Below are 12,943 nucleotides of genomic sequence, written 5' to 3'. Positions count from 1 at the left end.
TCGCAGGAGGTGACGGAGATGAAAGCGACAAGGCAGTGGCTGTTGGCGGCGGCATTGGGCGTCTGCGCCGTGGGCGGCGTACAGGCGCAGACAGGCCCCAACCTGAGCCTGGGCGCGAGCGCCGATGGTTCGAGCAAGGGCGGCGGTACGAGCTACGGCAACGCCATCGACGGCGATGCCGGCACCTGGTGGTCGCCCAGCGGCACGACGGGCCGGATCTCGGTCAAGTGGAGCGCGGCCCGCAGCGTGGGCGCGGCGGTGATCCGAGAGCCGAGCGGCCAGCAGGGCCGCATCGGCAACTGGCGGTTGGTGAACAACGGCAACGGCCAGGTGCTGGCGACCGGCAGCGGCGCAGGCACGATCGCATTCGCGCCGGTCTCGCTCAGCAAGCTCAACTTCGAGATCCTCAGCGCCAATGGCACGCCCGCAGTGGCGGAATTCGAGACCTATGCCGGCGATGGCACCGTGAACCCGCCTGGCTCGCCCTGGACGGTCACCCTGTCGGCCACCGCGTCGGGCGCGATCGCGCAACTGGCGTGGTCGGTCGACGGCGGTACGCCGGCGCGCCAACAGATCTACCGCGATGTCGATGCCGATCCGGCAGGGCGCACGCTCATGGCCGACCATGTGGTCGGCGGCAGCTACGCCGACGCGGACCTGGCGGCGGGCACGTACTTCTACTGGGTCCGTGTGCTCGACGGCAGCGGCACCGCCTACGAGTCGGCGCCGGTCGCAGTGACGATCGCGCCGAATGGCGGCGACGGCGGAGGCGGCGGGCCGGGCACTGGAATCGCCGCGGCCTGCCGGCAACTGCTGGAGACCCCGTCGATGAACTGGCGGCAGTCACCGGTGCTGACCACCGACCAGGCGATCGTCCAGTGCCTGTCCGAGTCGTTGGGCAGCCCGGTCGGCTTCGGGCACCGCACCACCGGCGGCTATGCGCCGGCCGGCGGCAGCACCTTGGTCGTGGTGACCAAGAGTGGGGCGGTGCCGCCCGAGCAGCAGATCCTCGATGCGATCGGGACCGACACGCCGACCTGGATCGTCTTCGACAAGGTCGATTTCGCCACGCCGACCGAGATCGGTATGTACCGTAACGGCTGTGCGGACCCGAAGGTGCGCACCGCGTTGGGCAATGCCAGCATCGCCGAGTGTCGCGATCACCGGCTGTGGTGCAGTAATCGGGGCGTATCGACGGCCGCGTGCGAGGACACGTTCTTCAATGCGCGGCTCAACGATGCCAGCCTCGATGCGCTGAAGCTGCCGATGGTGCGCGCCAACACCACGATCGACGGCCGCGGCGCGAACGCGCACTTCATCTTCAGCGGCTTCAAGATCGGCGCCGACAGCAGCGGCAGTCCGACCCACAGCACGCGCAACGTGATCGTCACCAACAACCGCTTCGTCGGCGTCGGCCATACCGAAGACCACGACCTCGACCCGGACATGGTGCGCTCAACCGGCGCCTCGCATGACATCTGGATCCACCAGAACACGTTCGAGAACACCGGCGACTCGGCCTACGACGTCAAGGTCGGCGCGTACGACATCACCGTGTCGTTCAACCGGCTGCACAACGTCAAGCGCGCCGCGCTGCACGGCTCGAGCGACAGCCACACGATCGACGCGCAGATCACCAGCACCGTCCACAACAATCTATACGTGACCACCGACGACGTGTTCGGCGACAGCGCCTACAACGGCCTGCGCCGCGTGCCGCTGTTGCGGCGCGGGCAATCGCACCTGTTCAACAACGTCTTCTACGGCTACCGCAAGGACGTGCTGAGCGTGCGCGTGGGCGGGCGTCTGGCGTTCGAGGACAACCTGCTGCTCAACAACAGCGTCAATAGCAAGGGCGACGACCTCGACGACTGGATCGCGGTGCTGCTGCGTGACGTGCGCGATACGTCGGGATTGCGCGTGGCGGGCAGCGTGGTCCGTTACTCGGATGCCAACTGCCAGGCGCACGGGGTGCCTGGGGATCTGACCCGCTCGGTCGGCTCGGTGCCGGACATGCTGGCGCTCTACGATGCGCGCTCGCTCGCCCTGTTCGAGGACAACTGGCTGCCGGCCGACATGGATCTGGCGCGCTATGTGTTCGCGACGGCGGGCAAGGGCGGCTTGGCGCCGTACGTGTCGCCGGCAACGCCCGGGTTCGCCGCGATCGTCGCCGCGGCGCCGTCGGGGTGCCAATAGGCGCGCGCGTGAAAGGCCGGCCCGCGTGACCCGATCGCAGGCAGACGGTCAGCCGAGGGATTGAGGGCTGCCCGGGCGCTGGTGTCCCGGGCAGGCCCATGCCCCCACCCGGCCCGCGGGCGGGCCGACCTCCCCTGCAGCGCGGGGGAGGTGGTGCATCGCCCGCGCAGGGCGGGGAGCATCGACCGCTCGGCGAGTGAGGGGCGCCGGGTGGCGGGCGTTGCCCGCGACGCGGTGCGGTTTCAGCCGTCGTCCTGATTCAACGCTTGGCGGCCTGTGTCAGTCAGCAGGGCCAGGGTCCGCGCGCCGTCGTCGACGGTGCGGACCCAGCCCAGACCGTGGGTGCCACCGATCGTGTCCTCGCCCAGGTAGGCGAGCATGCGCAGCAGCACACTCATGCGCAGGCCAAGGCGCTTGCACAGCCGCGGCAGCGAGACCCCGTCGGGGGCGTCGGCGAGCGCGTGCAGCAGCGCTTCGAGCAGGGCGGTGTCAGCGGACAACGGCAGCGGGGATGTCGCGCTGGCGCGGGGCCGCGGCGTCGGTGTCGGGTACGTGCGGGGTCACGATCACCGGCACCGACTTCGATGTCGGCGTCCGCGATTCGTCGGCGTAGCTCGACAATGGCACCAGGGGGTTGGTCTCGGGGTAGTAGGCGGCCAGGCAGCCGCGCGGAATCGCGTACTCGACCAGCAGGAAGCGCTTGGCCTGCCGGCGCACGCCATCCTCGCTGAGGCTTTCCAGGTCCACCCAATCGCCGGCGCGCATGCCGAGCGCGGCGATGTCCTCGGCGGCGATGAACAGCACGCGGCGCTCGCCAAACACGCCGCGGTAACGGTCGTCCAGCCCATAGACGGTGGTGTTGTACTGGTCGTGCGAGCGTGTGGTCGCCAGCGTGAATACCGGCCGGTCGCCGTGCATCCGGCGTGCGCGGTGGATCGGATTGTCGGTCGGCACCCGGGCCGGCACGAAGTTGGCCTTGCCGGTCTCGGTGAGCCAGCGGCGGTCGCGCGCCGTGTTCGACAGCCGGAAGCCGCCGGGCACTCGGACCCGGGCGTTGAAGTCGTGGAAATCGTCGAAGGTGCGGGCGATCAGGTCGCGGATGCGATCGTAGTCCTCGATCAGCGCCAGCCACGGCACCCGGCTGCGTTCGCCGAGCGTGGCGTGGGCCAGGTGGGCGACGATCGCCGGCTCCGACAGCAGGGTGTCGGAGGCCGGCGGATTGATGCCCGACGACAGGTGCACCATGCTCATCGAGTCCTCAACGGTCACGCCCTGCGCGCCGCGGGCCTGGATGTCGATCTCGGTCCGGCCCAGACACGGCAGGATCAGCGCCTCGCGGCCGTGGGTGAGGTGGGTGCGGTTGAGCTTGGTGGTGACGTTGACGGTGAGCGCGCAGTTGCGCAGTCCGCGTGCGGTGGCCTCGGTGTCGGGAGTCGCGATCGCGAAGTTGCCGCCCATGCCGAAGAACACCTTCGCGCGGCCGTCGATCATCGCCTCGATCGCGCCGACGGTGTCGTAGCCGTCTTCGCGCGGCGGCTCGAAGCCGAACACGTCGCGCAGCCGATCGAGGAACGCGGCCGGCGGCTTTTCGTAGATCATCATCGTGCGGTCGCCCTGCACGTTGCTGTGGCCGCGCACCGGGCAGGCACCGGCACCGGGTCGTCCGAGGTTGCCGCGCAGCAACAGCAGGTTGGTCAGCATGTTGATCGTCGCCACCGAATGCTTGTGCTGGGTGATGCCCATGCCCCAGCACGCGATGACCCGTTCGGACTTCAGGTACAGCTCGCCGGCGCGGCGGATCTGCGCCTCGTCGAGGCCCGATTCCTCGACGATGATCTCCCAGGGTTCGGCCATCACGTCGGCGGCGAACGCGTCGAAGCCGGACGTGTGCTCGGCGATGAAAGCCTGGTCGAGCAGCGAGCCGCCGCCCTGGCCGGTGACTTCGACGTCGCGCTCGAGCACGTGCTTGATCATGCCCTTGATCGCCGCCAGATCGCCGCCGATCTTGAGCTGGAAGTAGTCCGACGAGATCTGCGTCGAGCCGTTGGTCAGCATCGCGACCTTGTCCTGCGGATCGGCGAAGCGTTCCAGGCCGCGCTCGCGCAACGGATTGAACGACGCGATCGCGCAGCCGCGCCGCGCTGCCTCGCGCAATTCGCCGAGCATGCGCGGATGGTTGGTGCCCGGGTTCTGGCCGAAGATGAAGATCGCATCGGCGAGCTCGAAGTCGTGCAGCGACACGGTGCCCTTGCCCACGCCGATCTGCTTCTTGAGCGCCGTGCCTGACGACTCGTGGCACATGTTCGAGCAGTCGGGGAAGTTATTGGTGCCGTACTCGCGCACGAACAGCTGGTAGAGGAAGGCGGCCTCGTTGGAGGTGCGCCCGGAGGTGTAGAAGATCGCCTCGTCGGGCGAGGGCAGGGCGTTGAGGTGGCGGGCGATCAGCGCGAAGGCCTCGTCCCACGTCGTGGGCACGTAATGGTCGGTGGCCGCGTCGTAGCGCATCGGCGTGGTCAGCCGGCCCTGGCCCTCGAGCCAGTGGTCGCTGTAGCCGCGCAGTTCGGCAACGCTGTAGCGCGCGAACAGGTCGGGGCCGGCGCGGAACTTGGTGGCTTCGGCCGCGACCGCCTTGGCGCCGTTCTCGCAGAACTCGAACGTCGAGGTGTGGTCGCGATCGGGCCAGGCGCAGCCGGGACAGTCGAAGCCGTCGGGCTGGTTGGCGCGCAGCAGGGTCTTGGCGCCGTCGACCGCGATGTTCTGGTCCATCAGCGCCTTGGCGACGCTCTTGAGCGCGCCCCAGCCGCCGGCGGGGGCGTCGTACTTGCGGATCGGATGCTTGCTCATGGCGTGGAACTCCTGCCGGGGCGAGGGGCTGCGGACGGCGACGGCGCCGACTCGGGCAGCAGCCGCTGCGCGTGGGTGTACACGGCGTGCCCGTCGTCGCGGGCGAAGCCGATCAAGGTGAGGTTGGCGCGCTGGGCGAGCGAGATCGCCAGCGCAGTGGGAGCGGAAATCGCGGCCATCAGGGCGATACCTGCGCTGGCGGCCTTCATCGCCATTTCGTAACTGGCGCGGCTGGTGACGACCAGAAAGCCCGCGTCCAGTGCCTGACCGGTGCCATGCAGTGCGCCGATCAGCTTGTCGAGCGCGTTGTGCCGGCCGATGTCCTCGCGCACCAGCAGCAGGGTGCCGTCGGTCGCGGCCCAGCCGGCGGCGTGGGTGGCGCCGGTCAGTGCATTGATCGATTGGCTGTCGCGCAGCTGTCGCAGTGCGCGTTGCAGGGCGTGGACCGCGATGCGGACATCGGCCGCGACCGGCGGCGGCACGCGCAGCGCGGCTTCCAGCAGCTCGCTGCCGCAGACGCCGCACCCGCTGCGCCCGCTCATGCTGCGTCGGCGTGCGGCCAGCGCTTCGGCACGCGCGTCGGGAATGCGCAGGCGGATCTCGATGCCTTCGAGGAGATGCTCGATACGCTCAATCGCGACATCGTCCGGATGTTCGACGATGCCCTCGCTCAGTGCGAAGCCGCGTGCGAAATCTTCCAGATCGGCCGGCGTGGCCATCATCACCGCGAACGGCGCATCGTTGTAGACGAACGCCACCGGCACTTCCTCGGCGATGGCGTCGTCGAGCTGGCGGCCCGCGCCGCCGCGCCAGCGTTCGACCGAACGCAGCACGGCGCCTTGGGGCAGATCGGAGTCAGGGGCCTGGGTCATGGGATGACGATAGCGGCGGGCCCGTGAGGCCCGCCGGCAACGGTCAGGAGAACAGCACCAACGCTTTTTCCAGCGTCTTCCAGATGCCGAAGGCGAGCGGAATGCCGACCGCGGCCCAGCAGAACGCGACCAGCAGCGGATTGCCGCCCGAGCCGATGCGGTCCATATCGTCCTGGGAGAGCAGCGACTTGCCACTGGCGTCGACCTTCTCGTGCGCCAGCTGCTTCTCGTGCGCCAGTTCCTCGGGCGTCATGAAGTACTTCGCGTTCACCGGGCGCACCAGCAGGTTGCACACCAGGCCCAGCGCCAGCATGCCGGCCAGGATGTACATCGTGGTGTTGTAGACCTGCGATGGCGGCATGCCCAGGCCCAGTTGGTACTCGCGCATGTAGCCGATCACCAGCGGGCCGAGGATGCCGGCCGCCGCCCATGCGGTGAGCAGCCGGCCGTGGATCGCGCCGACGTGCTGGGTGCCGAACAGATCGGCCAGGTACGCCGGCACGGTGGCGAAACCGCCGCCGTACATCGACAGGATCACGCAGAACGCGATGACGAACAGCGCGATCGAGCCGGCATTGCCCAGCGTGGGCGCAGCGGCGTACAGCGCAATGCCCAGCACGAAGAAGATCGAGTAGGTGAGCTTGCGGCCGAACTTGTCGGACATCGACGCCCAGAAGAACCGGCCGACGATGTTGGCCAGGCTCAGCATGCCGACGAAGCCGGCCGCGATTGCAGCGATCGCCGACAGTTGCTCGGCGGTGAGGTCACCGAAGCCGGCGTCGACGCCGATCAGCCGGCCGCCGAACATCTCCTGCAGCATTGGCGAGGCCAGCCCCAGCACGCCGATGCCGGCCGAGACGTTGAGGCACAGCACCGCCCACACCAGCCAGAACTGCGGAATGCCCCAGACCTTTTTCACGTGCACATGGCCCTGGGTGATCATCGCGTTGTTCGACGCGGGCGGCGGGGTCCAGCCCTTGGGCTTCCAGCCGGTCGGCGGCACCCGGTAACCGAAGGCGCCGGCCATCATGAAGGCGAAGTAGACCACCGCCATGACCAGAAAGGTCTCCTTGACGCCGACCGAGGTCGGGGTCGCGAAGTGGCGCATCAGCATGTCGGCCAGCGGGCTGCCGATCAGCGCGCCGCCACCAAAGCCCATGATCGCCATACCGGTCGCCATGCCGCGGCGATCGGGGAACCACTTGATCAGCGTCGACACCGGCGAGATATAGCCCAGGCCTAAGCCGATGCCGCCGATCACGCCTGAGCCCAGCCACAGCATCCAGATCTGATGCAGGTGAACGCCGAGTGCGGAAATCAGCAGGCCGCCGCACCAGCACAGCGCGGCCACGAAGCCGGCCTTGCGCGGACCGACGCGTTCGAGCCAGCCGCCCCAGATCGCAGCCGAGCAGCCCAGCAGTACAAAGAACAGCGTGTACATCCACTGCAGTTCGCTGATCTGCCAGTCGCAGTTGGCCGAGGTGATGCGTGCGAAGAAGCCCATCTCCGGCCCGCACGCGACCGGCGCAGTGATGCCGACAGCCATCGACAGCGGCAACCAGAACACGCTGAAGCCATAGGCCATGCCGATGCACAGGTGGATCGCCAGCGCAGCCGGCGGGACCAGCCAACGGTTGAAGCCGGCCTTGGCGATGATGCGCTCCTTCGACAGCAGGCCGCCCGAAGGTGAGGCGGCAGGAAGCGGAACTGCGGTGCTGTTGGCCATGGATCCTCCCGAATCGATCAGCCGGATGCGGCGCTGCGGCCAAATATGCTGTGATGTGCATATTGGCTGCGACAAAGTGTCGCAACGGTATCCGCATATGGACTATCCGAAAAGCGCCATTGGTCTAATAATCGGCTTTCAAGAGCCTATTTGAGCTGCCGCGCAGGAGAGGCGTCGCGATGTACAAGGTGCGTATCCAACCGCAGTGGACGCTCGAAAACAGCGACGGCGTGGGCTTGTCGTCGCAACTGGTCGACCTGCTGTTGGCCGTGCGGGCGACCGGATCGCTCGCCGCGGCTGCCCGCCAGACCGGGGTCTCCTACCGCTACGCCTGGGGACGGTTGCAGGACGCGCAGGCGGTCTTCGGTCAACCGCTGCTGCGGATGAGCCGGGGGCGGGGGGCTTCGCTGACGGCGATCGGCGAGCGTCTGGTCTGGGCCGACAGTCGGATCGCCGCGCGCCTGTCGCCGTTGCTCGACAGCTTGGCGACCGAACTGGAAGCCGAACTCGAGCGCACGGTGGGCGCGCATGCGCGGCCGCTGCGCGTGCACGCTTCGCATGGTTTCGGCGTGGAGACGCTGCGTCGTGAGATGGCGGCAGCGGACGTGGCGCTGGACCTCAAATACCGCAGCCCCGACGACGCGCTGACCGCGCTACGCACCGGCGCCTGCGACATCGCCGGCCTGCACCTGCCGATCGGCATGCTCGAGGCGCCGTTGTTCGCGCACTACCGCCCGCGCCTCGACCTCGACGCCGATCGCGTGATCCACCTGGCCGTTCGCCGGCAGGGCCTGGTGCTGGCAGCCGGCAACCCGCTGGGCATCGGCACGCTGCAGGACCTGGAGCGCCCCGACATCCGCGTGATCCACCGCCAGCCCGGCTCGGGCACGCGGCTGCTGTTCGAGACGATGCTGGCCGATCACGGCATCGCCTTCGACCGCATCCGCGCCTGCGACGTCGAGGAACTGACCCATGCCGCGGTCGCCGCGTATGTCGCCAGCGGCCTGGCCGATGTCGGCTTCGCGCTCGAGCCCCCGGCGCGGCGCTACGGGCTGGACTTCCACCCGCTGGTCACCGAGCACTACTTCTTCCTGTGCCACAACGACGTGCTCGAGTCCGGGCGCCTGCGCGGACTGCTCGCCCTGCTGCGCAGCGACAGCTTCCGCCGCGAACTCGGCCTGCTGCCCGGCTACGACCCCAGCCGCTGCGGCCAGGTGCAGACCCTGCCCGAGGCCTTCGCCGCCGCCCGCCCCTGAAAACCGGGGTCAGAGTGCAAAAAAAAATGGGGTCAATAGAAACGGGGTCAGCGTGCAATTTCCAGGGATCGCGCTGCATGTCGATCCTGCATCCGAAATTGCACTCTGACCCCGGTTTCGCGGGTTACTGGATGTCTTCGTTGAGCATCAGCTGGCGCGCGAAGCGGACCGGCGGTGCGCCCTGGGCGAGCATATCGTCGTGGTACTGCTTGAGGTTGAATGCCTCGCCGCGGGCGGCCTCGGCCGCCTTGCGTGCGTCGAAATGCTCCTGCGCGCCGACGAAGTAGGTCGCCAACTGGGTCGACGACAGCTGCGCGCGCGTCCACTTGCCCTCGGCCTCGCTCTGCTGCTGGAACGTCTGGCGCACCATCAGGTCCAGCGCCTGCTCCTTGGTCCAGTTGTCGACGTGGATGCCCTGGTCGAGGATCGCGTTGGCGACCGCGCGCGCATAGAACTTGAGTTGCATCAGTCGGAACAGCGGGTCGCTGTCGGCGTAGCCGGCGTCTGCCATCATCCGCTCGGTGTACACCGCCCAGCCTTCGGCGAACGGCCCGGAGCGGAACACAGCGCGCAGCGTCGAGGGGTGATTCACCGAATGCGCGCCTTCCAGGTAGTGGCCGGGCATCGCTTCGTGGATCGTCAGCACATGCAGCATGTGCTTGTTGTACTCGCGCAGGAACGAATCGACCTGGGCGTCATTCCAGTCTTCGGGAATCGGCGAGATCGCGTAGTAGGTATCCAGGCCCTTGTCGAGCGGGCCGGGCGAATCGCAATACGCCGCCGCGACGCCGCGCTGGAACTCGGGCATCAGGATGATCTTGACCGGGTCGTTGGGCACGGTGACCAGGTCGTGCTTGCGGACGAACTCGGTGGCCACGTCCAGCGTGTGGCGGGCGTACTCGACCACCTCGTCGCGGCCGGGGCGATCGGCATAGGCGACTTCCATCGCGGCCTCGATCGCCGCCTGGCGCTGGTCCTCGGTCGGCTGGGCCGGCGTCTCGGGCGCACCCTCGCGGCCTTCGAGCACCGTCTGCGCGACCGTGTACATTTCGTCGCGGATGCGGGCCAGCTCGGCCTCGGCACGCTGGCGGATGTCCTGGCGCGAGAGCGAGGAGTTGAGCGCGAACTTGAGCTTCTGGTCGTACATCGAAGCGCCGATGCGGAACTCGCCCTTGGCATTGGGCACCAGCGTGCCGTCGAGCCAGGTCTGGTGTTCCTCGACCGCGGCGCGCAGCGTCTCGACCGCCGCGTCCAGGCGCGCGCGGTCCTGCCCCTGCAACTGGTCGGCATTGGGCGTGATGAACGTCTCGATCAGCGCCAGGACGCCCTTGTTCTGCGCCGCGACCGTACGTGCGTGGGTCGGCGGCACCCGCGCCGGATCCAGGTTCTCGCGCGCCTGGGCGAGGATCGCCGGGATCTTCTCCATGCGCTGCGTCGCCGACTTCAGGCGCTCGGGCATCGGCGCGAACTCGCGTGCCATCAGCCCGTAGATCGCGCCCCCGGCCAGTCCGCTGTAGGTCTGCGGATCCCAGGCCCAGCTCTGCATGACCTCGGTGTCCCAAATGCCGTACTCGAGCTGGTTGCGCAGGATCAGCGCGTCCACACGGTTCTCGCGCGAAAGCTTGTCGAAGTCGATCGCGCCAAGCTCGGCCAGGTAGCGGCGATTGAAGTCCAGGCCCGCTTGCCGGCCCGCTGCCGACAGGTCGTCGACCTCGGCATCGAAGCGGTGGTCGCCGATCTGCGTGGCCGACACCGGCGACAGCGCCATCACCTCGTCGAGGTAGCGCTTCGACAGTTCGGCAAATGCCGCGTCGGCGGGCGAGGGCGCCGACGCGGCTGCGCCGTCCTGCGCGTTGGCGGGGGCGCTCGGCGCCTCCCGGTTGCAGCCGGCAAGGGCGGCGGTGAGCACGGCAACGGCGAGCAGAGAACGACGCATGCGACAACTTCCAGGCGTGGGGGACAGCCAGCAAGCATAGAGGCGCCGCCTCCGCGCTGCATGTGCCGATCGTGTCGATACGCCGCCCGCCGTCGCCCCGGGGCGGGATGCTCTCCATCCCCAAGTCACGCGATGTGGCTTGGGCTATTGCGCGGGGCATCCCAACACGGACAGGTCGATACCGTCGGCCATGCGTTGATAGCCCGCATCATTGGGGTGAAGGTGATCGCGCGTGAGAGTGTCGGGCAGGTACTCGGGGCGATGCGGGTCGCGCAGGATGGCGTCGAAATCGATCAGCCCATCAAAGCCGCTGTGACCGCTGCGCATCCAGGTATTGAGCGTGGTCCGCGTCGCCGCTGCGACCGGCTCGTAGCGATCCGAACCGCCGAACGGCGTGATGGTCGCGGCGATCGCGCGGATGCCGTTGACATGCAGGCGTTCGGCAATCTGGCGATAGCCCAGCACCATGTCGTCGGCATTGCGGCCGGCCACCGGCGGCGTGCCACCGTCGTGGCGGATGTCGTTGATGCCTTCGAACACGATCACGCGATCCAGGTTCGGCAGCGCGATCACGTCGCGGTCCAAGCGCGCCAAGGCGCTGTGACTGCGGCCGTGGTCCATGATCTTGTTGCCGCTGATGCCGGCATTGACCACCACCACCTGGTCCGGGCATGCCTGCTGCAGACGACGGGCCAGCAGCGCCGGCCAGTCGCCGTTGCTGCCGCGCGTGGCAGTGGCGCCTTCGGTGATCGAATCGCCAAGTGCGACCACCACGACCGGCTTGCTGCTGCGCTCGGCAAGGACCGCCGAGACCACGTTCTGGCGGTAGGCCAGTGGCACGTTATCGCCGACATCGGCCTGGCGGCCCTCGGCAACGCGCAGCGCGGTGCGGCGCACAGCCGGTGCTGTCGCATCGGGGAAGTACACGGTCAGCGAGACATCGCCCAGCGCCGGCACCACCATCGGCACCGGATCGCTGAGCATGGCCGCGCCGATCGGCACCACCACCTCGCTGCGACCGTCGAAGGTCACCGGGTTTGCCGGACTGGCGGTGCCGGTGAGACGAACGGACGCACCGCCGATCCTCAGGGGCGCCTCCCCCAGCTCATTGCTGATGCGGAAACGCAACGCCGTGGCCGAACTGGCCAGGCGCATGTCCTGGCGGACGGTCTGGTTGGCGAATTGTAGTGGCGCCTCCGCCGTGCCTTCCCGGCGGTCCGGTGCCGGCGAGGCGGTCCATGCCGGCACCCAGACCTGGGCATGGACGGGCAGCGCTGCGGCGCCGAAGGCAAGTGCGATCGAGAACCCAGTGATCCAGCGACGCATAGCAGCCCTCCTGGGCGGTCAGGAGAAGTAGGTGCCGCCATTGACGTCGAGGTTGGCACCAGTGATGAAGCCGGCCGCGTCCGACGCCAGATAGAGCGCGGCATCGGCGGCTTCCTCCGGGCGTCCCTGACGCCGCAGCGGGGTATTCCCGGCAACGGCGGTGCGCACTTCGGGCTTGGTGAACTCGTCATGGAAGCGGGTGGCGATCATGCCGCAGCACAGTGCGTTGACGCGGATGCCGCGTGGGCCCAGTTCCTTGGCCATCGCGCGTGAGAACGTCATCACCGCCGCCTTGGCGGTGGCGTAGATTGCCGCGCCCGGGCCACCGCCATCGCGGCCAGCTTGCGAGGCGAAGTTCACGATCGCGCCGCCTTCGGCCATGTGCGGCACCACCGCATGGGTGGTCAGGTAGACCGAGCTCATATTGAGATCCATCACCTTGTGGAAGAACGCCTCGTCGATCTCGGCCAGCGGCCGGCGCTGGACCATGCCGCCGGCCACGTTGATCAGCACGTCGATGCGCTCGCCGAACGCGGCCTGGGTGGCGGCGACCATGCCGGCCACCGCGTGGGCATCGGTGACGTCGGCGCGATGGGCGATGGCCGTGCCGCCTGCGGCCTGGACCTGCTTGAGCGTGTCCTGCGCGCTGGCCTCGTCATTGGCGTAGTTGATGCAAACCTTCGCGCCGGCTGCAGCCAGCTTGAGCGAGATGGCGCGGCCGATGTCACGGCCACCGCCGGTGACGATCGCCACCTTGTCCTTGAATTGGGTCATTGAAAGCTCCAGT

At 68.4% G+C, this 12,943-nt stretch carries 9 protein-coding genes; 2 read left to right on the top strand and 7 right to left on the bottom strand.

The window, feature by feature from the left end:
• The first annotated feature begins 18 nt into the window (after positions 1-18).
• Positions 19-2,196 (top strand): hypothetical protein, encoded by a 2,178-nt coding sequence (locus BEN78_01410; protein ASR42263.1) that lies wholly within the window; start codon positions 19-21, stop codon positions 2,194-2,196.
• A 242-nt stretch (positions 2,197-2,438) separates the two neighbouring features.
• Here BEN78_01410 and BEN78_01405 read toward each other — a convergent pair whose 3' ends face one another.
• From BEN78_01405 to BEN78_01390, 4 genes are all read right to left on the bottom strand, one after another.
• On the bottom strand, positions 2,439-2,696 hold the full coding sequence (locus BEN78_01405) for a hypothetical protein (GenBank protein ASR42262.1): 258 nt from the start codon (positions 2,694-2,696) through the stop codon (positions 2,439-2,441).
• Entirely contained in the window at positions 2,686-5,040 is a 2,355-nt protein-coding gene (locus tag BEN78_01400) for a CbbBc protein (GenBank protein ID ASR42261.1), read from the bottom strand. Before BEN78_01400 ends, BEN78_01405 begins: the two co-directional genes overlap by 11 nt.
• Positions 5,037-5,870 (bottom strand): formate dehydrogenase family accessory protein FdhD, encoded by an 834-nt coding sequence (locus BEN78_01395; GenBank protein ID ASR44825.1) that lies wholly within the window; start codon positions 5,868-5,870, stop codon positions 5,037-5,039. Before BEN78_01395 ends, BEN78_01400 begins: the two co-directional genes overlap by 4 nt.
• A gap of 85 nt (positions 5,871-5,955) precedes the next feature.
• A complete protein-coding gene (locus BEN78_01390) occupies positions 5,956-7,638 on the bottom strand; it encodes an MFS transporter (GenBank protein ID ASR42260.1) in 1,683 nt (560 codons plus the stop codon).
• A gap of 179 nt (positions 7,639-7,817) precedes the next feature.
• Between BEN78_01390 and BEN78_01385 the strand changes: the two genes are divergently transcribed.
• The gene (locus BEN78_01385) at positions 7,818-8,894 is read left to right on the top strand and encodes a hypothetical protein (protein ID ASR42259.1); all 1,077 of its coding nucleotides are present in this window, start codon (positions 7,818-7,820) and stop codon (positions 8,892-8,894) included.
• A gap of 124 nt (positions 8,895-9,018) precedes the next feature.
• Here the strand turns inward: BEN78_01385 and BEN78_01380 are convergent, their stop codons facing one another.
• From BEN78_01380 to BEN78_01370, 3 genes are all read right to left on the bottom strand, one after another.
• A complete protein-coding gene (locus tag BEN78_01380; GenBank protein ASR42258.1) occupies positions 9,019-10,830 on the bottom strand; it encodes a hypothetical protein in 1,812 nt (603 codons plus the stop codon).
• A 144-nt stretch (positions 10,831-10,974) separates the two neighbouring features.
• Positions 10,975-12,156, bottom strand: a complete 1,182-nt coding sequence (locus tag BEN78_01375) for a GDSL family lipase (protein ASR42257.1) — start codon at positions 12,154-12,156, stop codon at positions 10,975-10,977.
• Between the two features lie 18 nt (positions 12,157-12,174).
• Positions 12,175-12,930: an oxidoreductase gene (locus BEN78_01370; GenBank protein ASR42256.1), complete on the bottom strand. Its 756-nt coding sequence runs from the start codon at positions 12,928-12,930 to the stop codon at positions 12,175-12,177.
• Between the last annotated feature and the right edge of the window lie 13 nt (positions 12,931-12,943).

It is taken from the genome of Xanthomonas citri pv. mangiferaeindicae, from assembly GCA_002240395.1.
Taxonomy (GTDB): domain Bacteria; phylum Pseudomonadota; class Gammaproteobacteria; order Xanthomonadales; family Xanthomonadaceae; genus Luteimonas; species Luteimonas citri_A.
The sequence above is the reverse complement of the archived record's forward strand: the minus strand, read 5'-3'. Positions and strand labels throughout refer to the sequence as shown.

Coding starts and splice junctions, on each gene's coding strand:
- BEN78_01385 (ASR42259.1), top strand. CDS start 7,818: ATGTACAAGGTGCGTATCCAACCGCAGTGGACGCTCGAAAACAGCGAC.
- BEN78_01390 (ASR42260.1), bottom strand. CDS start 7,638: ATGGCCAACAGCACCGCAGTTCCGCTTCCTGCCGCCTCACCTTCGGGC.
- BEN78_01400 (ASR42261.1), bottom strand. CDS start 5,040: ATGAGCAAGCATCCGATCCGCAAGTACGACGCCCCCGCCGGCGGCTGG.
- BEN78_01380 (ASR42258.1), bottom strand. CDS start 10,830: ATGCGTCGTTCTCTGCTCGCCGTTGCCGTGCTCACCGCCGCCCTTGCC.
- BEN78_01370 (ASR42256.1), bottom strand. CDS start 12,930: ATGACCCAATTCAAGGACAAGGTGGCGATCGTCACCGGCGGTGGCCGT.
- BEN78_01375 (ASR42257.1), bottom strand. CDS start 12,156: ATGCGTCGCTGGATCACTGGGTTCTCGATCGCACTTGCCTTCGGCGCC.
- BEN78_01410 (ASR42263.1), top strand. CDS start 19: ATGAAAGCGACAAGGCAGTGGCTGTTGGCGGCGGCATTGGGCGTCTGC.